This window comes from Dyadobacter sp. HNCC25DJ184 (genome assembly GCF_056895215.1).
In genome coordinates, this window is record NZ_JBXHAQ010000011.1 from 149,649 (window position 1) to 172,607 (window position 22,959).

The 22,959-nt window shown below is 42.5% G+C and carries 15 protein-coding genes; 4 read left to right on the top strand and 11 right to left on the bottom strand.

The genetic code is table 11. The features are described 5' to 3' along the window. Positions 1–62 precede the first annotated feature (62 nt). Together porU2 (AC1XUD_RS17345) and porU2 (AC1XUD_RS17350) are read right to left on the bottom strand one after the other, a co-directional pair. Positions 63–3,425 (bottom strand): putative type IX secretion system sortase PorU2, encoded by a 3,363-nt coding sequence (gene porU2, locus AC1XUD_RS17345; protein ID WP_483362300.1) that lies wholly within the window; start codon positions 3,423–3,425, stop codon positions 63–65. Positions 3,426–3,484: 59 nt separating this feature from the next. Then, positions 3,485–6,541 (bottom strand): putative type IX secretion system sortase PorU2, encoded by a 3,057-nt coding sequence (gene porU2, locus AC1XUD_RS17350; protein ID WP_483362301.1) that lies wholly within the window; start codon positions 6,539–6,541, stop codon positions 3,485–3,487. A 603-nt stretch (positions 6,542–7,144) separates the two neighbouring features. Here porU2 (AC1XUD_RS17350) and AC1XUD_RS17355 point away from each other — a divergent pair. Then, entirely contained in the window at positions 7,145–9,109 is a 1,965-nt protein-coding gene (locus AC1XUD_RS17355) for a T9SS type A sorting domain-containing protein (protein ID WP_483362302.1), read from the top strand. 234 nt (positions 9,110–9,343) lie between these two features. After that, positions 9,344–10,873 carry a malate:quinone oxidoreductase gene (locus AC1XUD_RS17360; protein ID WP_483362303.1) on the top strand — a complete coding sequence of 510 codons (1,530 nt, stop codon included), beginning with the start codon at positions 9,344–9,346 and terminating at the stop codon, positions 10,871–10,873. An 84-nt stretch (positions 10,874–10,957) separates the two neighbouring features. Here AC1XUD_RS17360 and AC1XUD_RS17365 read toward each other — a convergent pair whose 3' ends face one another. The 7 genes from AC1XUD_RS17365 to AC1XUD_RS17395 form a co-directional block, all read right to left on the bottom strand. Next, on the bottom strand, positions 10,958–11,809 hold the full coding sequence (locus AC1XUD_RS17365) for a sugar phosphate isomerase/epimerase family protein (protein ID WP_483362304.1): 852 nt from the start codon (positions 11,807–11,809) through the stop codon (positions 10,958–10,960). 30 nt (positions 11,810–11,839) lie between these two features. Then, positions 11,840–13,036, bottom strand: a complete 1,197-nt coding sequence (locus AC1XUD_RS17370; RefSeq protein WP_483362305.1) for an FG-GAP repeat domain-containing protein — start codon at positions 13,034–13,036, stop codon at positions 11,840–11,842. 123 nt (positions 13,037–13,159) lie between these two features. Then, on the bottom strand, positions 13,160–14,410 hold the full coding sequence (locus AC1XUD_RS17375) for a DUF6786 family protein (protein ID WP_483362306.1): 1,251 nt from the start codon (positions 14,408–14,410) through the stop codon (positions 13,160–13,162). A gap of 19 nt (positions 14,411–14,429) precedes the next feature. Further along, entirely contained in the window at positions 14,430–15,512 is a 1,083-nt protein-coding gene (gene rhaT, locus AC1XUD_RS17380; RefSeq protein WP_483362307.1) for an L-rhamnose/proton symporter RhaT, read from the bottom strand. 148 nt (positions 15,513–15,660) lie between these two features. Continuing rightward, positions 15,661–16,560, bottom strand: a complete 900-nt coding sequence (locus tag AC1XUD_RS17385; protein WP_483362380.1) for a sugar ABC transporter substrate-binding protein — start codon at positions 16,558–16,560, stop codon at positions 15,661–15,663. Positions 16,561–16,748: 188 nt separating this feature from the next. Further along, complete coding sequence (gene mazG, locus AC1XUD_RS17390; protein WP_483362308.1) at positions 16,749–17,582, bottom strand: nucleoside triphosphate pyrophosphohydrolase; 834 nt, start codon at positions 17,580–17,582, stop codon at positions 16,749–16,751. A 33-nt stretch (positions 17,583–17,615) separates the two neighbouring features. Continuing rightward, the gene (locus tag AC1XUD_RS17395) at positions 17,616–18,086 is read right to left on the bottom strand and encodes a PaaI family thioesterase (RefSeq protein ID WP_483362309.1); all 471 of its coding nucleotides are present in this window, start codon (positions 18,084–18,086) and stop codon (positions 17,616–17,618) included. Positions 18,087–18,255: 169 nt separating this feature from the next. On the opposite strand from AC1XUD_RS17395, the gene AC1XUD_RS17400 reads away from it, so the two are divergent. Together AC1XUD_RS17400 and AC1XUD_RS17405 are read left to right on the top strand one after the other, a co-directional pair. Beyond that, positions 18,256–19,047 carry a phosphosulfolactate synthase gene (locus tag AC1XUD_RS17400; RefSeq protein WP_483362310.1) on the top strand — a complete coding sequence of 264 codons (792 nt, stop codon included), beginning with the start codon at positions 18,256–18,258 and terminating at the stop codon, positions 19,045–19,047. 56 nt (positions 19,048–19,103) lie between these two features. After that, positions 19,104–19,757 (top strand): DedA family protein, encoded by a 654-nt coding sequence (locus AC1XUD_RS17405; RefSeq protein WP_483362311.1) that lies wholly within the window; start codon positions 19,104–19,106, stop codon positions 19,755–19,757. A 158-nt stretch (positions 19,758–19,915) separates the two neighbouring features. Here AC1XUD_RS17405 and guaB read toward each other — a convergent pair whose 3' ends face one another. Next, a complete protein-coding gene (gene guaB / locus AC1XUD_RS17410; protein WP_483362312.1) occupies positions 19,916–21,388 on the bottom strand; it encodes an IMP dehydrogenase in 1,473 nt (490 codons plus the stop codon). Positions 21,389–21,562: 174 nt separating this feature from the next. After that, positions 21,563–22,882, bottom strand: coding sequence for a transporter associated domain-containing protein (locus tag AC1XUD_RS17415; protein ID WP_483362313.1), 1,320 nt, complete (start codon positions 22,880–22,882; stop codon positions 21,563–21,565). Between the last annotated feature and the right edge of the window lie 77 nt (positions 22,883–22,959).

The following is a 22,959-nucleotide window of genomic DNA, read 5'->3' on the forward strand; positions in this document are numbered from 1 at the left end:
CAAATAAAGCATTGCATCTCTGATTGTTGCAATACTTTATCTTAATTGTATATAGTCGTTTTCTATTTGACTAATGAAATCTTACCGGTAAACACTTTTTCACCGACGTCTGTTGCAACGACAACTTTATATGTGTAAATACCGTTAGGCGAATTCGGTATCCAATACCAATTAATACCATCCGGTGCAGTTACCTTTTTTTCACCTTCCCATATCTTGTGGCCATCTGAGCTATAAACCTGCCAAAGGACTTGTCTCGCCGTTTCTGACGCCCCGTTTTTTACAACAAACTTAACATACTCCGAGGCAGGATTTGGATAGGTCACGATGTCCAGGACATCCGTATTCTGCTCCACCTGAAATCGGATCAGATAAGGATCTGTTGTTGTGTTCCCCGCAGCATCTTTTCCAGATACTAAAAGAGAATATTTACCCTCCTGTAAATCGGGACCAATATATGTAAACGTCAGTTGCTTCCCATCCAATCCACTCCTGGCAACTTCCATCATATCGTTTGAAATTCGCTCAAAATCACAGGCATCGTCGTAACACGATTTTAAATACACTTCAATGGCAGAAAAATCTATCTCCATTTGCCGGTCATCCTGAATAGTTATGGACAGGACCGGCTCCAAAGGCACCTTTTCTTCATTCGTTATGCGCTGATTATTGATGGTCACAAAAAGCTGAGGGGCGATCTTGTCATTAATAACCGAATTGGAGTAAGTATACTGCAATTTTGCTATCTCCCAATCAATTTCTAAAGATGCGGTATTATTCCCCTTCTCAAGCTCACTGATCAGATTCTGAGGATCAAGGGTCACACCTATCGAAGCAACATTTCTGATATTGCTAATCGGCATCCATACGGTATCGGAATATGCCACCGCCACCGAGGCGATATCGATAGTAGATGAAGACCCGTCTCCTTTACTCAATCTTAATCTAGTCACTGGTTTTTCTGCTTCACTATATCTTCCGCGATTATGCCTAACAATGGCTAATCTAGGATTTTGCGAGGCTTCCAATGTCACTTCCTTACTGTCTGAGTACAAGATGATATCGGGATTTGATATTTCGTAGTCAGGTTTGCTAACCCGCATAATCCTTAGAACAGGATCTCCTTGTAAATTACTTTGCTGGAAATTTGCAATGTCATAATCGCTGGCACCCTCTTTCACGATTGCCATGGCCACCTCTTTAACGGCTTCTCCCACGGTATAGATGGTTTTCTCACCAAAAAGTTTTGTATACAAATGCTTCAGATAATCAGTAGACGTGCTCACGTAACTGTCGTAAGCATTGGCCACGACCGCAATCGCCCCTTTGTTAGGAGACATAATCCAGTCGCTTGAAAGCACTTGTGTGGTCGGGCTGGTAAAGATATTACCGACTCCACAGCCATTGAAAAACATCGTAGTATACTTCCGTGTTTCCTCATAGCCCCTACTGATATCTGACACATATCCAAAATCGAGATCGGTAACCTGTTGTGAGCCATGCCCGAAATACGTGAGCATACCCACACCTCCATTGATATCAGACCTGATATCCAATTTCTGTGGCTGACTTGGGTTTGGATTGTTTTTTACGTAGGGTTTCACTTGCGCTCCCATTTCTCCTTTTTCTACGATTGGAGCCAATGTTGCTAGCACTCCTTTCAGCTGATTCACCTCCGCAACACTATGCCCGCCGTTAAGGTGAAGAATATTTTTTCTCCAGCCTTTGTCCTCTTCCGATTCATACATCTTTACCTTGTCCAGATATGCCGCCACATCATTGACATTGAAGGCATTAATTCGCCCTACCGGTATAGCGGGCACGTCTTTATCATACCCAGCAAGGCCAGAAACCAGCAGCATATCCGACCCCGGATCTCCCATGGTGGGAACTTCATCAGGTAATTCCTTTTTTACACGTGCAGGATAAGATACCGAATGTCCAATTAGCAACAAACTGTGTGCATCTCTTACCCCATCCTTCAGCATGTAATTCACAAATCTTCGTAAACCAACCGGTGACGGCTCTCCATAATTAAACTGATCATAGATGTCAGCAATATCCATCACTACCACTTTGTGGGACCCGCCCTCTGCGGAGCCACGGTATTCCGCATATTTTATTGCGCCCGGCGCTAACAACTTTGTAGTAACAATTAAATAGTCATACTCGGCCGGATTAAGAATGTCTTGCGTAGTCTTCGGGTAAAGCGGCTTGAGATTTACGGTTGAGATATTGGCCAATGCGATGTCGTTAATTTCAGAATCTACCAAACTCAATACTCTTGCCATTTTACCAGGCTTCCGGTCTATCACGACGTCAGCTGCTCCCTCAGAAAACTTAGCATCCAGCTTAACAGGCTGATCTGGATTGGAAACATCATACAATGACCATCCTTGACCGGCATTTTTTACGCGAATATTTGTCTCGTTTTCGTTTGTTGAGGGGAAAGTCATCTCTGCTGATTTCAAACCAGCCATATCTATTCCTTGCGGGTAGGTGAGCGAGAAGTAGGACAAACTATACCAGTCACCGCTATTACTTACCGTGGTCGATCGGATCTTAATAAAACCCGTACCATCGGGCTTAACATCTTCGGCCCTCAAATTATAGCTCACTTTTTTAGCATCGAAGCCTGTGAATGCAGCTGTTCCCAGTTTTCTCATCTCGCTATCTGAGTCGGAAGGACCTATTGATATCTGGATATTATGGTTACCCACATTTAATCCTGCGAACAACAACTCCAGAACAGGAGCATCGTTAAGGTCACTTCTGAAATTCTTTAAAGAAAACTGTTTAATCAATACCGAATCCTTAACCGCTCCGATATTTGTGCTAACACCTGCCAGAGTTGGTCCTGTCCAGGTATTTACTGCTTCATAATAGCTTTTGTTCAGTGCTGCTTTAATATCAAATGTAGAGAAGGCAAATTGATTCGTGAAAGTCGTTACATCGGCCTGTATCTGATATTCAATAATTTGTTTACCTGTTTCCGAAAAACTTTTGGTAGCGATCCGATTTGGATTGGACGCAATGGTCAAAAAATAAGCTCCCTTGTCGGAAAAAAGATTAACGTGTGTATTCAGTCTTGCAGATTCCGGACGATAGACAAGTGAATCGCTGGCTCCGTCATTCGGCTGACCGTAAAAAATTATCTCCTTATCTGTAACGGAAATAGCCACTTGTTTGCCCCGATGCCACATTTGAAGTTTGGCGGTTTCATTTGTCGGGAAGCTCGTCGGCAGCATCGAAAACGCAACCCTCTGAAGGCCCCTCTTTTCTACCAATAATTTCACATAAGGTTGCCCTCTGCTGATCCATTCCGTACCATTAAAATTTTTCCATTGTGCAAAAATGGGGTTACCTGAAAAGATAAGCAGTGCTGTAAAGAACCCTGTGAGTCTATTTTGGAAAATGTGTGCCATGCCGGTGTAAGAAAATTGAAGGCTGAATGCAATCGCAACAGCCCTCAATCAAATTGATTTTATTCTTTAATTATACTTCGTTTGAGTGTCGTCCCATCGTTTGACTCAATTTCCATGACGTACGTTCCGGACGGAATAGCATAGAGGTTTGTTGCTGATTTTGTCCCCGATTTAATCAGCTGACCATTCTGATTGTAAATCTTCCAGTACTTCAAGCTAGCAGGAGATTCCATTTTGATTTGGATATCTCCCTTTACAGGATTGGGATATACGAACGCCAACTCATTTTCATCAAGCGTCACCGCTACGATCTGAGAGTAGTCATATCCTTTTTTACTGGTGCCTACGATATCCACCTGCTTCAAGCGATAATAGCTCAAACCTCCATATGGCTGGGTATCTGAAAATTGATAGTCAGAAACAGTTAAAACTGTCCCTTTGCCATCAACCTGGCCGATTTTTTTGAAATCACGTGCATTGTAACTTCTTTCAATTTCGAAATGGCTATTGTTTGTTTCCGAAGTTGTTGTCCATTTCAGTAACACCGATCCATCCTTTTGAGCGTTCGCCTTGAATGCTACAAGGTTTACAGGCAAGGATTGCGCTGGTGTAATGTTCATGATAGATAAAGCTGGGTCCCCATACAGGTTTGTTTGGTGGATATTGGCAATTTCAAGATCGCCAGCAGCCATGAGACGCGCATCGGCCGAACCATTCACTGTAATCTTGCCCAAATCGACCAGAATTTGCCCTGCTGTTTTCCTTGAAGCATCGCCCTTTAAAAAAACTTGCTGGTAGAGCCTATCTATGTATATCTTGGTTGGAGTCACATAACTTTTGTAAGCATTACAAAACATGACAACGGCTCCCTTGTTAGGTGTAATCAACCAATCTGTTGAAGGTAACTGTACATCCCTGCTGGTGAAAATATTGCCTATTCCGCAACCATTGAAATAAATAAAGGAATACTTGTGGTTTTCTGTAAAATTGAGCGCGGGGTCAGAAACTTTCCCGATATCATAAATGGTTCCTGTTTGATTCCCATGCCCATAGTACGCTATCATTCCAACACCTGGATTCACCTGCGCAGACATTGGAGCAACTGTTCTGGGAGCATCTACGGTTTCCGAGGTAGCAGCAGCATCGTTACTAAGTGTCGTAATCTGTCTTGATGGTTCAAGCTCCTGTACATATTCCGACACACCAGAAAATATGCCTTTGAATTCAGCCAGCTCTGGCTTGAACTTCGCTCCTATCAGGTGCACTATATTTTTTCTATATGCCAGTTCCTCAGCATTTCCTTCACTGGTTTGCGTGCTGTACTCCATAGCTTTTGCCTGGTAGTTTGCCAGTTCGGACTTTGTAAAAACATTGATTCTTCCTACAGGAATAGCAGGCACATCCGGGTTCAGGCTATTGGTTAATCCGGTGACTAATAGCACGTCAGACCCAGGATCTCCAAAACTTGGTACCTCGCCCGGCATTTCGGCTACAATTCTTGGCGGGTACGATGCATTGTAACCAATAAGAAACAAATTATGTTTCGCACGAACGCCCGCCTGCAGCATATAATCCACGAACCGTTTAATGGCCATTGCGCTGGGTTCACCATAATTAAACTGATCATAAATGCTTCGGATATCCATTACCAAAGTATTATTGCTTCCTCCAGCAGGCTGACTACGAAAATCGCGCGCATATGCCTTCGCTCCATCTCTTAAATCCCGGTCGCCTGACCTCACCGGATCTTCATCATTGTTTGTAATGATCAGATAGTCAAATGCCGCCGGATTAAGCGAACCAGTTCCGAGTCGCGCGGGCAGGCCCGATTTCCCATTTTCGTATACTGTTCCCAAATCCACATTTTTAAAAGTAGATAGCGTACTGATCGTATATCCTGTGTTCACTACAAATAGTTTTAGAGGATTTCCTATAGATCTTGGTACTTCCACCGTCAGGGTGGATGTTCCTGAGTTGAAATCTCCGTTGGTAAGGAGAGACGGACTGTTTGGGTTCGAGATATTGTAGACTTTTGTCTCGGCACTGGCACCCGCAATTGGAATGATACTGACTGCACTCCCGGCTGCAGGAAAATTCAAGACAGCTGAATTGACACCGGCCACATTAATACTTTGCGGATAGATGATTGTATAATAAGAGATTCCGAAATAATCGCTCGAGCTGGTGGAAATCGATTTTACTTTAAGGTTCAATACGCCGTCACTTCCGATATTGCTTCCCACAACCAGATTTCCTGATATCTTCCGTCCTCCATATCCAGTGAAAGTCGCAGTTCCTATTTCCTTGGATTCAATGTCTGAAGTAGAATTGCTGATGTAGGTTTTAATAATGTGTGATCCAATATAGTGGCCATGCACAGCCATGGAAAATACAGGGGCGACAGCCGTGCTGACGAAATTTTTAAGTGTAAGGGAGGCTACATCATAGCTCTTAGGGCTCGTAGCGGCGCCACCGACGGTCAGTGCATTTGGCCCATATATGATCGGGCTTGTCCAGGCATTCGCGTCTGTGTGGTAACTATTGTTCAAAGTTGCATCGGTGGCAAAGGTCGCAAAAGCGAATTTCTGCGAAGAGAGTCTCTGCCGATTCGCGTCGTAATCATCGAATTTTTTAAGATAAGTCTCCAGATGATAGGCTTCAGGGGTCACGGCCGAGACAGGTGCACTGTTCACATTTGAGGCCCTGGAAGGGGAGTCGGCCACGGTGAAAAAGTAAGATCCCTCTTCAGAGTAAAAACTACTATGGATATTCAGTCTAGCCTCTGGTCCTGGACGGAACATGAGTCCGTCGGAAGCTCCGTCATTTTTTTCTCCATAAAACACCACTTCGGTAGAATTAGCACTGAGAATGGATACTTGTTGGCCTCGATGCCACAACTGAATTTTTTCTGGGGTGATCGTTACGCCGTCCATTTGAAGTGCGGTCGCAAGTGAAGAATAAGAAACTTTGTAGATACCATTTGTTTGAACACCTACCCGGACGTACTTCTTTGAATAATCAATCCATTGATTTCCATAAGGATTTGATGTCCATGGTGTTAAATCTTGAGCTCGCGCACTAAGTCCTGATATAATTACAATAATTAACCACGACATCCCCTGTCTTAGATCACAAAATCTCATAAGTTGTAAAGTTCTTTAATACGAGTTTCTTTTAATTTGACAAAATCTCTTTCGAAATGTAACGCACTGACAATAAATTTATTATTACTTAAATCACTGCCCTTCCCATCCATTTCCCGATTACTACCCAAGGTAATATAGCGCCCAATAAACATAACTATAAATCAGGCATTTTGATGAATTATCAAGACTATTTGTCCTTTGAATCATCAATCAACTACAAATAATCTTATTTATCCTTTACCTAGTACTAAGATATCACAATTTTATTTATTTCCGCCATTTAATTGATAATTAATTCTACGTCCAATCTGGTTTTAGATTATCTCATGTAACCGATACAATTTCCCGGAAAATCCGCTTTTGAACTCTTCCTGCTAAGAGAATATCTGACGTTTAAACACTATATCGCCTTAGTCAAATCTGACAGGATAACCAGCTGAAATTCAAAACCATTCAATAAGTTTCTCACCGTTACAAATTAAGAACAGTCATTAATTTCCCTACCTTTGCATTTTTGCCATTATCGACTTTGTTCTCGCGACCTCTCTATTAGCCATAATCCGTACGATATTTATGAGAAAATACTACTTTTCCGCATTATCCATTATTGCCTTTTTGGTTCCTTATGTATCTACTGCACAGCTGAATATTACTTATCCGTCAGATAGAATTGTTTTTCAACGGGATAATTCAAATCAGGCTTCGTTCACAATTGCCGGATACGTTACAGAGTGCCGAGACCAAATTGAAGCCCGACTTGTTCCCATAAAATCAAATCCATCAGGACCAGAACTAGGAACAGCATCGCCAATTGGCGGCGGCTGGCAAGTACTCTCATCCGGATCTGTTTGCGAAAATTTTGAAGGACAAATTTCAGCGTCCGGCGGATGGTATAGATTGGAAGTCCGAGCCATAAAAAACGGAAATCCGGCCGGAGAAACTTCCATCGGTCACATAGGCGTAGGCGAAATATTTCTAATCGCTGGTCAATCTAATGCCACAGGCGGAGATTCGAACCCCTCAGGACCAGGTTCTGCCGAAGATGCCGTTAGCAGTGTAAATTTTCAAAATGTCCCAATTCAATCCTATAACGATCTTAACCTTCCTTGCCCGGAATATGTGCATCTGGATCAATATACAAAAACTGCCCCATTCGGTAATTATGCATGGTGCTGGGGTACTTTTGGAGACAAACTGGTGCAAAAACTGGGAGTGCCCGTCATGATTTTTAACGCCGGCTGGTCAAGCACCGGCGTTTGGAATTGGAAAGAAAGCATTGATTTTACCAGCTCCACACCTACTGTAAGTGCTTTCGGGTATAGTTTCCCGCAGGGATTGCCGTTCGGACATATGCGAAAAGCACTCAATAATTACATCGCACAATCAGGGATTCGGGCGGTACTCTGGCATCAGGGAGAATCTGATAATTTAGTCAACAGGTCCCGTTCTGATTATTACGATGATTTGAAATCGATTATCACGGCAACTCGCGATTTGTCGGGAAAACCAAACCTGGGTTGGCTGGTTTCGAGAGCAACACGTTTCAACGTAGAGGGGCAAACGCGAACCTGGCCGGATGTAATTGATGCGCAGAATGATATCATCGGACTTAATAATCCGGCCGATTATGTTCACCATGCTTTTCCAGGCCCGGAAACCGATGCCTATTACACTTCCGAATACCGGTCGGATGAAGTTCATTTTGCAGGAGACGGATTGGCCTTTCTCGCTCAGCTCTGGGCTGATAAAATCGACAATGACTTTTTAACCAATTCACAACCATATCCAGCAATTAGCCTACCCACCGTTTCAATCACAAAGCCTTCTGTATCAATGATTAAGCTTACTGCTTCAAACGGATGGTCTCTGTATGACTGGCTTACACCTGATGATTGTAACGGCTCCGTTTCCAATTCTCAGGAATATTCCACAAGTCCGGGTCCTTACCGCCTGAAAGCTACAGACAGCTTCGGTAATGTGGTATATTCACCTCTTCAGTTTACCAGCAACATATCCCTTCCGGTAACCCTTACTTACTTCCGGGCCAACCCCGCGGAAAATGCCGGCTCGGTCAATATTAGTTGGGCTACCAGTTCTGAAACCAATGCGTCGCATTTTCAGGTTATGAGAAGCATTGATGGTCTGACATTTCAGATTGTCGCAACATTGGATGCGAAAGGTACTTCCATCGTCGAATCTAAATACCAAACCACCGACATGGAACTCGTACCCTTGACTTATTATTATCGATTGAAAGAGGTCGATTTGGACGGGACAGAATTCCTAAGTCAAATCCGGGCCGTAAAATTAGATGAGAGAACAGCAGTCAATTTATTCCCAAATCCTGTTCAGGATATTTTGCATATATCTTCCGATAATACAATTTCTAAAATGGAAATTTATAATACAACTGGCTCGAAAATAGCAACTTTTGAATCAAACGAGAATTCTGCGCGTCTGGATTTTTCGAAATATCAGCCTGGGCTTTACACGATCAAAATCAACGATAAAAGTTATAAAATTGTAAAGTCCAGATAACGCAAAAAAAGGTTACAAATCATATATTCTGGCTGAAAATTATATGGAAGTATTTTAAATTGAATCAATTTCAGTTTTTATTGTCACTAAAAAAGAAGTTTCGCGCGAGACTTCTTTTTGTTTATAGAATTATACTATTTTGGAAACAAATCTCACATAGCTTATTGTTACAAACATGTGTTTTGGATTTTTCCGGGCTATCAACGTTTTGTGATCATAAAATTCTGATTTCCAATGCTTACTAAAAAATCATCAAAATCCACTTCTTCCGACATTATTTTGATCGGAGCGGGTATAATGAGTGCCACACTTGGGGTTATACTCAAAAAACTAAATCCCTCATTTACAATTTCCATATTCGAGCGTCTTGACAGGGTTACTGCTGAAAGTTCCGACCCGTGGAACAACGCCGGAACAGGCCACTCAGCGTTCTGTGAGTTGAACTATACACCTCAGAAGGCAAATGGTAATATTGATATTTCCAAAGCGATTAAAATCGCCGAGCAATTTGAAGTATCGAAAGAATTCTGGTCGTTTCTCGTTGAAAATGATATCATCGAGACTCCGGAAGACTTCATTCACCATATACCTCACATGAGTTTTGTTTGGGGAGAGGAAAACGTAGCATTTCTCAAAAAACGGCACGAACTGTTGACCCAGCATCATCTCTTCGAAGGGATGGAATTTTCTCAGGATTTTGAGGAGATCAAATCGTGGGCTCCTTTGATTATCGAAGGAAGAAATCAAAATGACGCTGTTGCTGCAACAAAAATGGAACTTGGAACTGACGTCAATTTTGGCGCGTTGACAAAATTCATGTTTGATTATCTGGAAAAACAAGACGGTGTTAAGTTGTTCCTGAATCATGAGGTAGACGATCTGAAGCAGAAAAAAGATGGATCCTGGACTGTGGAAGTAAAAAACCGTGAGACTAAAAAGTCTGCCAAGATTCAGACCAAATTTATATTCATCGGTGCTGGTGGCGGTTCTTTGCCGTTGTTAGAAAAATCTGGTATTCCTGAAGGAAAAGGATTCGGAGGATTCCCGGTTAGTGGCCAATGGCTGGTATGCAACAACCAAGAAGTTATCGAAAAACATCAGGCAAAAGTATATGGTAAAGCCTCTGTAGGAGCTCCTCCGATGTCGGTTCCTCACTTGGATACACGGATTATCAATGGGGAAAGAGCTTTACTTTTTGGACCATATGCTGGTTTTTCAACCAAGTTCCTGAAAAACGGCTCATATCTTGACTTGCCACTTTCAATTAAATTGAACAATATAAAGCCTATGCTGGCTGCGGGTATTAATAATATCCCGTTGACCAAATATCTGATCGATCAGGTTAGACAGTCCCCAGAAGATCGTTTGGCGGCATTGGCTGAATATATGCCAGAGGCGAAACTGGAAGATTGGAAGCTGGAAACGGCAGGGCAACGGGTTCAGGTAATCAAAAAAGATAAAAAAGCAGGTGGTATTCTGGAATTCGGAACCGAGATGGTAACGGCTGCAAACGGATCCCTTGCTGCACTCTTGGGAGCTTCACCGGGGGCTTCAACGTCTGTTTCGATCATGATCGACCTTATCAATAAATGTTTCAAAGAGCAGGCGCAGACTCCGGAATGGAAACAAAGATTTAAAGAATTGGTGCCTTCATATGGCAAATCTCTATCGAAAGACGAAAAACTTGCGAATAAAACCCGTAGCTGGACGAGTGAGGTTTTACAACTGAATACGTCTTATTTAGAGGAGGAGTTCTCAAACTAGAGTTTTTGAACGCAGGGTTAATATGAGTTAAACGCAGAGTTACGCAGGATTTAAAGCTACCGCGAAACTCTGCGTCCGACTCCGTTACTCCGCGTTTAAACAGGATCTAAGAAATTTCAAACCATCTATAGCAATAGCTTCTTTTGAAGGCTCGACTTGTCGCCAGATAGACGCGGCCTTTGCTATACTTTTTACATCAGGCGTGAACGATTCGATCACGATATCACCTTGATAATCGATGTATTTTAAAGCACTGAATATATTATCCCAATTAATCTGATCACCCCCAGGCGTTCCTCTGTCGCTTCCGGACGCATGTAAAAGCCCCAACCGATCACCCGCAAGACGAATCGCCTTTGCTGGATCTTTCTCTTCGAGATTCATATGAAAAGTATCCAGATGAACCTGCAAAGCATCGCTGCCCACCTCCTTAATTAAGTCCATCGCTTGCGCACAGGTATTAACCATATCGGTTTCATATCTGTTTAATGGCTCGATCGCGAGCTTGATATTTCGCCGTTCAGCGATAGTCGCCAGCGCTTTAAGGTTGGATACCACTAAAGCCTTTTGCTTTTTCTTTTCAGCATCAGTATAATATTCCGCCCTCCCCACCGCCGAATAAATCGGGCCAGCAACGAGCTTGCTTCCGACCGTCTCGGCAATATCAATTAGCTCTTCTATGTATTGAATCGTATTGATTTGCTCTTTCTTATTTCCTCTCAAATCTTTTCCCGGCCCAGTTGCAGCGCATATCGATTTGCATCGTAAGTTACTTTTTTCCAACTCATCACGAATCAATTTCGCGTCAATCAAGGAGATGTCTTCCACGGCTATCTCTACAAAATCGAAACCCCAGGATTTAAAAATCGGAAACAATTCGACGCTTTCATTTGTAAAAGGCGAGGCAAACAAATAGGTATTAATACCAAATTCCATGAGCTAAAAATTAACCTGTATCGTGCGTGATTATTTCTGCTGGATGAAAATATGGACGCCTTTTTTATTAGAGGTCACAACATCCAGAAGTTTGTCCCCATTCAAATCATCGACTGCCACATTCAATCCCGAACCAGAATTGTTGTCTATATCATGACGAATCCATTGTGGCGTTTTTCCTGGCTTGTATTCATACCAATAGATTACAGCAGGTTCAAATTCACCCGGATCGTGGCCGTTATGCGCAAAGTATCTCTTTCCCGTCACCAGGTCCGGATTGCCATCTTTGTTCATATCTATTAAAGCCAGAGAATGCGTTTGAGAAAAACTTGTATCGATATCATGCTGCTTCCAGGTTTCTGCTCCATTTGCATCTTTTCCCTGTTCATGCCACCAAATACCATAGTTATGAGCAGACGCACTGATCACGTCGTTCAGCCCATCCTGATTCAGATCTATCACATACATTTGCGAGCTTTCCTTGCCTAAATCAGCCTTATGAAATTTCCAGGGCGTGTTTTTGTCGTGTTTAACCAAACCTTCCGCCGGCCCTTCCCACCAACCTTCTCTAACCACTACATCCTTGCGACCATCCCCATTAATATCACCAAAACCGATTCCATGGGTGTACATATGGGTCGATTGATTTTCATCATTGCTGATGATATGTCGTTCCCAGTTGATATCCCCTTTCTTCGAAGGAGCTTTGATCCAGATTACTTTTTTCTCAGTCGGATCATTACCCAGAATATCTTCGCGGCCGTCCCCGTCCATGTCTACAAAATTCGGAGATTCATTTCCAAGCGAAGGATATATCGGATGAACCGGCCAGTACCCCGACTGATTCTTAGGGTTTTCATGCCAGACCGTTGCCTTTCCCGGCCAGTCGACGCGGATCAGATCTACCCAGCCGTCCTGGTTAACGTCCATCGCAAAATTCAGAAATGAATTACTATAGCTTCCGTTTACGATGAACGAATCCGGCTTGGCCAATTCATGCGCCTTCCAGTCCGGAGCTTCAAACCAATATGCGCCTGAGAACACATCTTTTTTCCCATCTTTATTAACATCGCCAATGGCAGCACCTTCTGCAATGAAGCGGTGTGTCGGTTCGCTTTTCTTAAAAGTTATCTCATGCGCTTTTTCTGTTTTGCTCTGAGAGAACCCGCTCGTCACGCTCAAAACAATAAGTAAAAGGCTGATTTTTAATGCGTTATTATTGAACATATACATTTCAAAAGTTATGTTTAGGATATTATAGTAAAGCGCTCTATATGCTTTTTTTTACTTCTATCAGAATTTTCAGGATCTTGCTAAAGTCAGTTTTGTCAGGAAATGGTACGGGAAACATCACTTAAACATATTTTCCACTTCCTCCAGCTTCACGCCTAATAATTTTTCGGATATATGGTTGAGTTCCGCTTTTTCTCCTTCAAAATGATAGGTTCGATGACGATGGGTTAGTTTTTCCCTGTTCTTCAATGTGACAACTTTTGAGCTTGACTCTAATTCGTAAAATGGCCCCATTTGTGTGCCATCTTCCAGCGGACCATCATTGTAAGCGTTCAACGCATCGCCTCCGTATGGATTGTCATGAATCTTCCAGGCTGATTTAAGATACTCTCCATTTATATCCATATCAAACTGAACAATGGTGAGCAAACCTTTTGAAGGATCGTAACTTCCGGCCAGTGATGTACTGGAAACAGCCTCAAGGCCTATTTTGCTCCTGAATTTCCCATCTGCTTTCAGGAAAATCGCCGAAGCATTTTGTTGAATTCTGTCTGCGGGAATCACGCCGAAATAATCCGAAGTGAGCTTGGGCTTGGCATGAACGCGATTATCGAATGGAGCAATTATAACTGTTTTTTCCGAAGGCCGGAACATCCCTAATATCCAAAGCCCCAAAACCCCGGAATCTTTCGACCAATTCCGCCCCTCGTTGATGATCTCATTTTCAGACTGATACGCAGATTGAAGCAGCTTTCCGGATATGTCAATACCTAAAAATTCGGACACCTCCTTTTTTGAAAGCATAGAAACCTTCCGTCTAATCGTTATATCAAACTCGGTTCCGGAATAGTTGGTTTGATGCGTTTTCTTTTGAAATAAAACTGAAGAAGAATCCTGTTCGACAATATCGAATGGTTCAGAGTCGATAACGGCGGGAGTCTGCCAATTTTCAAACTCAAACTTTTCACCCTTTTTGAAATACACCGAAAATTGCCCGCCTTCCGGAGAAAGCCATAGGCGATCTTCTCCACCAAATGCATTCATATGCTTTCGCGATTCACCACTTTTGATCAGATCATAATTGATCCAACCGTAACTATTACCTGAGTCGCCGGCAGCAGTCGTTGTCATCACGCGTCCCTGATATGCTGCGATCAGAATTGCTTTTGAATCCGAAGCATTAGGGGCCGTCAATACAATTGTCTTTTGATATTTTTCAAGAAAGTCCAGATCATATCCAAACGATCCTTCTACGTATGTCATATTCTGTTTCAAATCCGCTTTATCATTTTTCTGTTCGGATACGCAGGATATGGTAATCCCCGATACCAATATTAATCCACAACATTTACGAGCAAGATGGCGCATTAGACTACGTTTTTCTGGATTATTCATGCAGATAATTGCCATAACCGACAATCAGAACTGAAAGCACAATTACCAATATGCCGGAAACGATAGTGGTCATGGTTTTACTCGATACGCCTTTCCATTCTTTGAGAATAAGACCCCAAGAGTTCGCAACCAATATGATAAAGGCCATATGGAGTATCCACGAGCTCGGCCCGTTGCCTAACTTACTTTCGCCCATTCCATAAAAGAAAAACTGGAGAAACCAGGTTGTTCCGGCTATTGCAGAAAAGATGTAATTAGACAGCAAAGGCGTTTTTGCATTGGTATAATCACCGAAGCTCTTGTTTCGCGCGTTCAACATCATGCACCATATGAAGTTGGTAGTCAGTCCTCCCAGTAAAATAACCACATAGGTTACGTTATTTTGAAAAAGGAATTCGCCTTCTCCCGGATTGGCCATTTTCCATATATTATTGGCCTCCTCAGCCATTACTTTTCCAGAATCAATTCCAAAAGCAAAACATGCACTTAATACCCCGGATACGATTGATACAAATAATCCCAAGCCAATCTTAAACTCAGAATTATTCAAATCCTGGTTGTTCGCCAACTTCAGATCTTTGTCTTTCATCGAGCCTGCTTTTCCGCATATCACTATACCAATTACACAGACCAGCAAGCCAAGCAATACCATTTGTCCCCATGTATTTGAAAAAAGATCGGCGATGGAGTCTTTTCCCGGGCGGGGTGAAAAATAATAATATATCGAAGGAATCAAGGCACCAAAAACCGAACATAACCCGAGAATAATGCTACTACCCAGAGAAACGCCTAAATAACGAACCCCGAGACCGTACGTAAGCCCCCCTATCCCCCAAAGGACACCAAAAACATAGGTGACGACCAAAATAGTCGTCTCTGTATGACCAATAATCGATGTAAAATCCGGAATGGTGAGGTATGCAGCCAATGGAGGAACGATCAGCCATGAGAAAACACCTCCCACGATCCAATAACTTTCCCAAGACCAACCCTTTACTTTTTTATATGGAATGTAAAAACTGCCAGAAGCAAAACCACCAATAAAATGAAATATTACACCTAAAAGAGCCTGCATGAGATAGAGAAATGATGGTTTATGAGGTTATTCGAATGATATTCATTACTATTTCGAGAATCATTCGGATGTAATTTGGGCTCACGCCAGCAACTCGGCATCCTGTACCGTACTGCTCTGAATCCAAGTCTATCGGTATTTAAGTTAACTACTTAATGAATTGCTGAACGTTTTCTTTCGTCACAAGCTGGAAAGGGATCACAACCTTTTTCTCAACTTTTTCACCCTTTGCCAATTTTATTGCAGTTTCTATTGCTTTTCCACCTTGTTCTGCAGCATTTTGAAATACCGTGGCATCTAATCTCCCACTTTTTACAGCCTGAAGAGCGTCTGGAATTGCATCAATACTGACTACCACTACCTTGTCTTTTTTCCCAGCTGCTTCAAGCGCTTTGAGAGCCCCCATACCCATCTCATCGTTTTGAGCGAATATCGCATTGATCGTTTCGCCGAAAGACTGAATCCAGTTTTCGGTCAGCGACATCGATTTTGCGCGATCCCATTCACCTGTTTGCTCAGCCAAAAGCTTTAAACCCGGATTTGATTTCAATATTTCCTTAGCTCCTTTATCTCTTTTGATCTGTGCCGCCTGACCCATGTACCCATCAATCATCAACACATTTCCTTTCCCCCCAAGCTTCTCCGATATATACTTCATCGCAATTCGGGCAGACTCTTCGTCATCCGAACCCACAAAGGCATTAGGTTCCGCGGTTGTTTCAGAATTGACATTTATAATAGGAATTTTAGCATCCATCGCCAGTTTAATAGCAGGAGAACTTGCTTGTACCTCACATGGATTCATAATAATGGCATCAACGCCTTGGGCAATAAAACTTTCCACTTGCTCGACCTGCTTCAATGCAGATCTCTCGGCATCAACCACGATCAGCTCCACACCAAGCTCCTTAGCTTTGGCCTCCATCTCATCAGTAACATTGACGATGAACTCATTCTGCATACTTAACATCGTCGCACCAATGGTAATTTTGGCCTCGCCGTCGTCGCTGGTCTGTTTTTTTCCTGAATCACCGCATGAAAACTGCATGACGGCAAAAAAAAGAACTAATACTATTTTACTAAAAAGCCTCATAATAAGTAGTTTTTGTGTACTTGTCCATTAAAGTAAGCCAGTCCGGGTTTCTATTGGCGGAGGCCGAGAATTCTTCGATGAGAGTAAAACAAAAATGACCTGCGAGCGCAAGTCATTTCGTTATTACTTATATAGTTGTGTGCTTAAATCCCCGACGTTTTGGCCAAATTCCAATATTCATCCATTTCCGGTAATGTCATATCATGCAAGGTTTTCCCATCAGCCTTGGAAGCTTCTTCCATAAACTGGAAGCGCTTGATAAACTTCTTATTCGTTCTTTCCAATGCTGTCTCCGGGTTGATATTCACGAATCGGGCGTAGTTTACCAAAGAAAAAATCAGATCGCCAAATTCGCCTTCTGCCTCCAGCGGATTAATCTCAGCACCTGTCTCTATATTAAAATGCTCCTTGAATTCATTCAATTCTTCTTCAACCTTTTCCCAAACCTGATGTTTTTCATCCCAGTCAAAACCTGCGCCGCGCGCCTTTTCCTGAATACGCATGGATTTCACCAACGCAGGCAGCGAACTTGGCACACCTGAAAGAACGGACTTGTTGCCTTCTTTAAGTTTCAGCTTTTCCCAATTTTGCTTTACTGCCTCTTCATCTTCCGCTACTGTATCACCATATATATGCGGATGTCGGGATATCAGCTTTTCACTGATCCCATGTAAAACATCAGCGATATCAAACCTTACCGAAGCATCAGTTTTATCTTCTGAACCTATTTTGGCATAAAAAACAATATGCAACAACAAATCTCCGAGTTCCTTTTTTACTTCGGGAAGGTCATTATTAAGAATCGCATCCGACAACTCATAGGTTTCCTCAATCGTTAAGTGCCTCAGCGTGTCTATCGTTTGCTTTCGATCCCAAGGGCATTTTTCCCGGAGATCGTCCATTATCGTCAGGAGGCGGTCGAACGCCATCAGCTGTCCTTGACGCGTTGGATCCAGTTCTTCAAATTTCTTTTCCATATTGCAAAGGTAAACAAAAGGCCGCGCGGAAAGTCAGTCGTTTATTTTGAAGCTTGTCTGAATCAAATTGCTGCTGCTTTTTGCGATGATCTTGCCCTCATCATCCAAAATTCTGGCTTCCACGTGCATTACATTCTTACCAGCCCTCATAATATTCGCCTCTGCATAAATAAGCTGATCAACTCTTGCGGCATGCAAGAAATCACAGCTTAGATTGATCGTAGTGAATGCGTAATCCCGCCCCTGAGTGTATACCAAAACGCCTATACAGTCGTCCAAAATAGTGGCAGCAATGCCTCCGTGGAGCACGCCCATAGGATTTGACATATCATGCCGAACCTGAAAACGGACCCGCATACTGGACGCATCTATCGATTCGAGTATCCCGTTTAGCCACCGACCCACAGGAGATATACTCCTGCTCATACTTTGACCAATAAGCGTTTGCATATATTCAAGGCGATTGTTGCGGCTTTCCTGACCAGGCTCTGAAAATGAATTCATTTTCTTTTGGATTGAGATAGTATATTTGTTACGGGCAATGAGCGAAAAATAGTAATTATCATAGATAAATACATGCAAAACTGGCAATTGCATGTATTTTATTGTCTCGTATTAAAGGTAATTGCTACCTTTGCCCGATATTAAAAGAGCTTTAATAGAATATCATAATATGAATTTTACGTTATCACAAGTTCCCGCGAGATCTTCAAAACCACGTGAAAAGGGTCTGACAATGGTGATGGACAAAGGACTTAGCGTCCGGGAAGCCGAGGATATGATTTCCACCGCGAGTCCATATATCGATATCGTAAAACTTGGCTGGGCAACTTCATTTGTAAGCCCGAATCTTGATGAAAAACTAGCTGTTTACAAAGCTGCTAATATTCCGGTTTATTTTGGAGGAACGCTGTTCGAGGCATTTGTGATCAGAAATCAGTTTGACGACTACCGCAGATTACTGGACAAATACGACCTTAAATACGCAGAAGTTTCAGATGGTTCAATTGAGATGTCGCAAGACATGAAATGTGAATTTATTCAGACTTTGGCTAAACAAGTAACTGTCCTTTCAGAGGTTGGATCCAAAGATGAAAATAAAATTATCCCGCCGTACAAATGGATTCAGCTAATAAAAGCTGAACTACAGGCAGGCGCATGGAAAGTAATTGGAGAAGCGAGAGAATCCGGAAATGTTGGTCTTTTCAGAGCGAGTGGAGAGGTTCGTCAGGGTCTTGTTGAAGAGATCCTTACTGAAATCCCTTTTGAAAGTATGCTGTGGGAAGCTCCTCAAAAATCCCAGCAGGTTTGGTTTGTCAAGCTTTTAGGAGCGAATGTAAATCTCGGAAATATCGCGCCAAGTGAACTAATACCACTGGAAACAATTCGTTTAGGGTTAAGAGGTGATACTTTCAACCACTTCCTGAATAATAAAACCAAACAAAAATGGAAGATTGACAAGTAATCTTCTTTTACCACACGATCAGATAATTGCCACATTATCTAACCTTATTATTAGCTATGGAATTCATTACGCAGTTTATTGACTTTTTCCTTCATCTGGATAAACACCTTTTTCAGATCGTTGAAGATTATGGTACCCTTACTTACGTCATCTTATTTCTAATCGTTTTTACAGAAACAGGACTGGTACTGATGCCGCTTTTACCAGGCGATTCCCTGTTATTTGCAACAGGTGCCATTGCTGCTTCAACCGGCGCGTTGAATGTTTGGCTGGTGATTATCATCCTGATCGTCGCGGCGTTACTAGGCGATAATGTCAACTATTATATGGGGAATAAGTTTGGAGGTGAAATCAAGAAACGCGAGAAAATACTATTTCTGAAACGTGAATACCTGGAACGCACCGAGGCTTTTTACGAAAAACACGGTGGAAGTACTGTAATTATGGCTCGTTTTATCCCGATTATCAGAACTGTTGCTCCTTTCGTGGCCGGCGCGGGAAGTATGAAATATTCAAAGTATATCGTTTTCTGTATAATCGGCGCCATTCTTTGGGTTCCATCTCTCACCCTGCTTGGGTACTTCTTCGGTAATTTAGAATTCGTGAAGAAGAACTTTGAATTGGTTATTTTCGGTATTATCGGATTCTCTGTTCTTCCAATGATATTCCAATTCCTGAAGAGCAAGTTCAGCAAGCCGGCAGTTAGTTAGCTGTTAGCTGTTAGCTGTTAGCTGTTAGAAAATTATATTTTAGCTTTTCAAGTTCCTACAAAATTAAAAGAACTTACACCTTGTTTTATATAAAACCAAAAAAGCCCCGAATTGGGGCTTTTTTGGTTTTATGTTGCTCGAATCTTATTTTGAGATTCTTATTTCGACGAATAATTGGGTGCTTCTTTTTGGATCATAACGTCGTGTGGGTGGCTTTCGCGAACACCGGCTGATGTAATTTTCACAAATTGTGCTTTTTGCAATGCCTCAATATTTCCCGCTCCGCAATATCCCATTCCGGCTTTTAAGCCGCCTACCATTTGATAAACGATTTCAGAAACCTTTCCTTTGAATGGAACACGACCAACGATACCTTCCGGAACCAGTTTCTTTACGTCATCCTCTGCGTCCTGGAAATACCTGTCTTTCGACCCGTCTTCCATTGCCTCCACAGACCCCATTCCGCGATATGCTTTGAACTTACGTCCTTCGTAAATAACGATCTCACCGGGGGCTTCGTCGCTACCTGCCAGCATCGAACCGATCATGATCGTACTCGCTCCGCCAGCTAAGGCTTTGGTCATATCGCCTGAGAAACGTATACCTCCGTCAGCAATGACTGGTACGCCTGTTCCGGCAAGTCCCTGTGCCGCTAACATAACCGCCGTCAACTGAGGGACGCCGATTCCGGCGATGATTCTGGTTGTACAAATACTTCCTGGTCCAACCCCAACTTTCACAGCATCTGCGCCGGCTTCTGCCAACGCGATCGCCGCTTCAGCAGTTGCAATATTACCAGCGATAACATCCAGTTTAGGAAACGCAGCCTTTACTGATTTCAAGGCGTCAATAACACCTTTTGAGTGGCCATGAGCCGTATCAAGACTAACTACATCAACACCAGCCTTAACAAGTGCCTCAACTCTTTTCAGCAAATCAGGAGTAACGCCAACAGCAGCACCAACACGAAGGCGGCCATACTCGTCTTTACAAGCGTTCGGGTGAGATTTACGTTTCAGGATATCCTTATACGTAATCAAACCTGTAAGTCTGTATTGTGAATCTACGATAGGTAATTTTTCGATTTTGTATTCCTGAAGAATGAATTCAGCATCGTCCAGGGAAAGACCGTCAGAAGCAGTAATCAGGTTTTCCTTCGTCATGATTTCCGTTACCGATTTTCCCATTTCCCTTTGGAAACGTAAGTCACGGTTAGTCAGAATACCGATTAGCTTATGATCAGAATCGATCACCGGAATACCTCCGATTTTAAACTCACGCATGATTTGGTGGGCATCACCAAGGGTAGCTTTGTCGGAGAGTGTAATCGGGTCAAGTATCATCCCGCTTTCCGATCTCTTCACTTTACGAACCTGCTCCGCTTGCGCTTCGAGGCTCATGTTTTTATGTATTATACCAATTCCACCTTCCTGAGCCATGGCGATCGCCAATTCATATTCCGTTACCGTATCCATAGCAGCGGATACAAGCGGAATATTCAACTCGATGTTTTTGGTTAGCTTGGTTTTGGTAGTAGTGTCGCGCGGAAGAACCTCAGAATAAGCGGGAATCAGAAGAACGTCGTCGTACGTTAATGCCTCAAAGAGGACTTTGGATGGTTCTGTGCTCATAGCAAATAATCTATTGTTATTTGCCGGGCAAAATTAGTAAGAAGTTCTCAGTAATTAAAACATTTTGGACTATTCCACTAAAATTTCTGTGGTATAAAATTGCTTTTTTCTGTGATCAGGACATCTCTGCTCAGAAGCATATTCTGATATTTCTCGAACGTGCTTCATATTATTTCAGGAAATGAGCACCCTGACTTTTTTAATTCGCCTCTTGTCTGCTGATTGAACTTTAAAAGAAATATTTTTATGGGAGGCAATTTCGCCGGTTCGTGGCAATCTTGAAAACAGTTCAAGCAACAGACCTGCCAGCGATTCATTATTTCCTTTTACCTGATCGAAATAATCGGAATCGAGATTGAGAATTCGGCACAAGTCGTTAATGAGCACCTTCCCTTCGAACACATAGGTAGTTTCGTCGACCTGCGTGTAATTAACCACATCGTCTTCATCATATTCATCGTTGATATCGCCAAAGATTTCTTCGATAATATCTTCCAACGTAATCAATCCACTAGTACCACCATATTCATCCACAACAATGGCCATATGCACGCGGCGATTCTGAAATTCTTTCATCAAGTCATCGAGCCGCTTGCTTTCAGGAATAAAATACACCGGTCTTAAAAGGCGCTGCCAGTTGAAATGCTCATCATTATTGATATGAGGAAGAAGGTCTTTTACATTCAATATCCCTTCTACATAATCCAGATCTTCACGGTAAACAGGAACACGCGAATAACCCGATTTATTGATTTTATCCATGAGTTCATGGAAATCAAGCTCTATATCAAAGGCTGTGATATTTACCCGAGCCTGCATCGCCCTTTTAGCATTGGTTTGACGAAAATGGGCCAACCCTTTCAACAATTCAGTCTCTTCTTCGCTATCAGATTTTGCTTCCAGTTGCTCCGGAGTCATTTGACTCATATCCACTTCAACAAGGCCCAGAAAGCGCCCGAATCTGATGAATGGAGAAATTAAAGGGTTTAGAATTACCAATAAAAGTTTTGAAAACCCGGATATCCTTGGCAATAAATCAATAGCTCCTTTTGCACAAAGAAATCTGATCACGGCGTCAAGCCATATCCATAACCCGAGTGCCGCAACTGAAATCCATAATACCAGATTATCGTCGTTTCCGGACAAAGAAAACCATATGACCCTGGAGGCAAGAATCAGTGCTAAGAGGGACGTGCTTCTCTGCAACATTGACAAAGCAAGCTGCTGTTGCCGGTTCGGGAGCGAAAATGCTTCGGTCTCACTCTTTTTTTCCCATGGATTTTCCATGGCAGTAGCTGCGGCATATGCTGCTCTGATTCCGGAAAGAAAAAGTGATATTGCAAAAAGGAAAACTACGAAAATGAGATCAGATAATGCGACCAGTGTAACAGGAGTTGCCACACCTGAAAGAAATATTAACGATTGGTTACCGGGATTTGTAATCCCGTTGGGCTTTCGGGCAAGGGGGTCGTCACATTCTGAGGTTTCTTCCACTAAATATTAATATTGGTGAATAAAAAAGCACGATTTTGATAGAATTAACTAATTGCAATCCACTTTCTTCTAATTAA

Bases quoted from the DNA above. Each gene is read 5' to 3' on its own strand.
- porU2 (WP_483362300.1), bottom strand. From the start codon at position 3,425: ATGGCACACATTTTCCAAAATAGACTCACAGGGTTCTTTACAGCACTG.
- porU2 (WP_483362301.1), bottom strand. From the start codon at position 6,541: ATGTCGTGGTTAATTATTGTAATTATATCAGGACTTAGTGCGCGAGCT.
- AC1XUD_RS17355 (WP_483362302.1), top strand. From the start codon at position 7,145: ATGAGAAAATACTACTTTTCCGCATTATCCATTATTGCCTTTTTGGTT.
- AC1XUD_RS17360 (WP_483362303.1), top strand. From the start codon at position 9,344: ATGCTTACTAAAAAATCATCAAAATCCACTTCTTCCGACATTATTTTG.
- AC1XUD_RS17365 (WP_483362304.1), bottom strand. From the start codon at position 11,809: ATGGAATTTGGTATTAATACCTATTTGTTTGCCTCGCCTTTTACAAAT.
- AC1XUD_RS17370 (WP_483362305.1), bottom strand. From the start codon at position 13,036: ATGTTCAATAATAACGCATTAAAAATCAGCCTTTTACTTATTGTTTTG.
- AC1XUD_RS17375 (WP_483362306.1), bottom strand. From the start codon at position 14,410: ATGCGCCATCTTGCTCGTAAATGTTGTGGATTAATATTGGTATCGGGG.
- rhaT (WP_483362307.1), bottom strand. From the start codon at position 15,512: ATGCAGGCTCTTTTAGGTGTAATATTTCATTTTATTGGTGGTTTTGCT.
- AC1XUD_RS17385 (WP_483362380.1), bottom strand. From the start codon at position 16,560: ATGCAGTTTTCATGCGGTGATTCAGGAAAAAAACAGACCAGCGACGAC.
- mazG (WP_483362308.1), bottom strand. From the start codon at position 17,582: ATGGAAAAGAAATTTGAAGAACTGGATCCAACGCGTCAAGGACAGCTG.
- AC1XUD_RS17395 (WP_483362309.1), bottom strand. From the start codon at position 18,086: ATGAATTCATTTTCAGAGCCTGGTCAGGAAAGCCGCAACAATCGCCTT.
- AC1XUD_RS17400 (WP_483362310.1), top strand. From the start codon at position 18,256: ATGAATTTTACGTTATCACAAGTTCCCGCGAGATCTTCAAAACCACGT.
- AC1XUD_RS17405 (WP_483362311.1), top strand. From the start codon at position 19,104: ATGGAATTCATTACGCAGTTTATTGACTTTTTCCTTCATCTGGATAAA.
- guaB (WP_483362312.1), bottom strand. From the start codon at position 21,388: ATGAGCACAGAACCATCCAAAGTCCTCTTTGAGGCATTAACGTACGAC.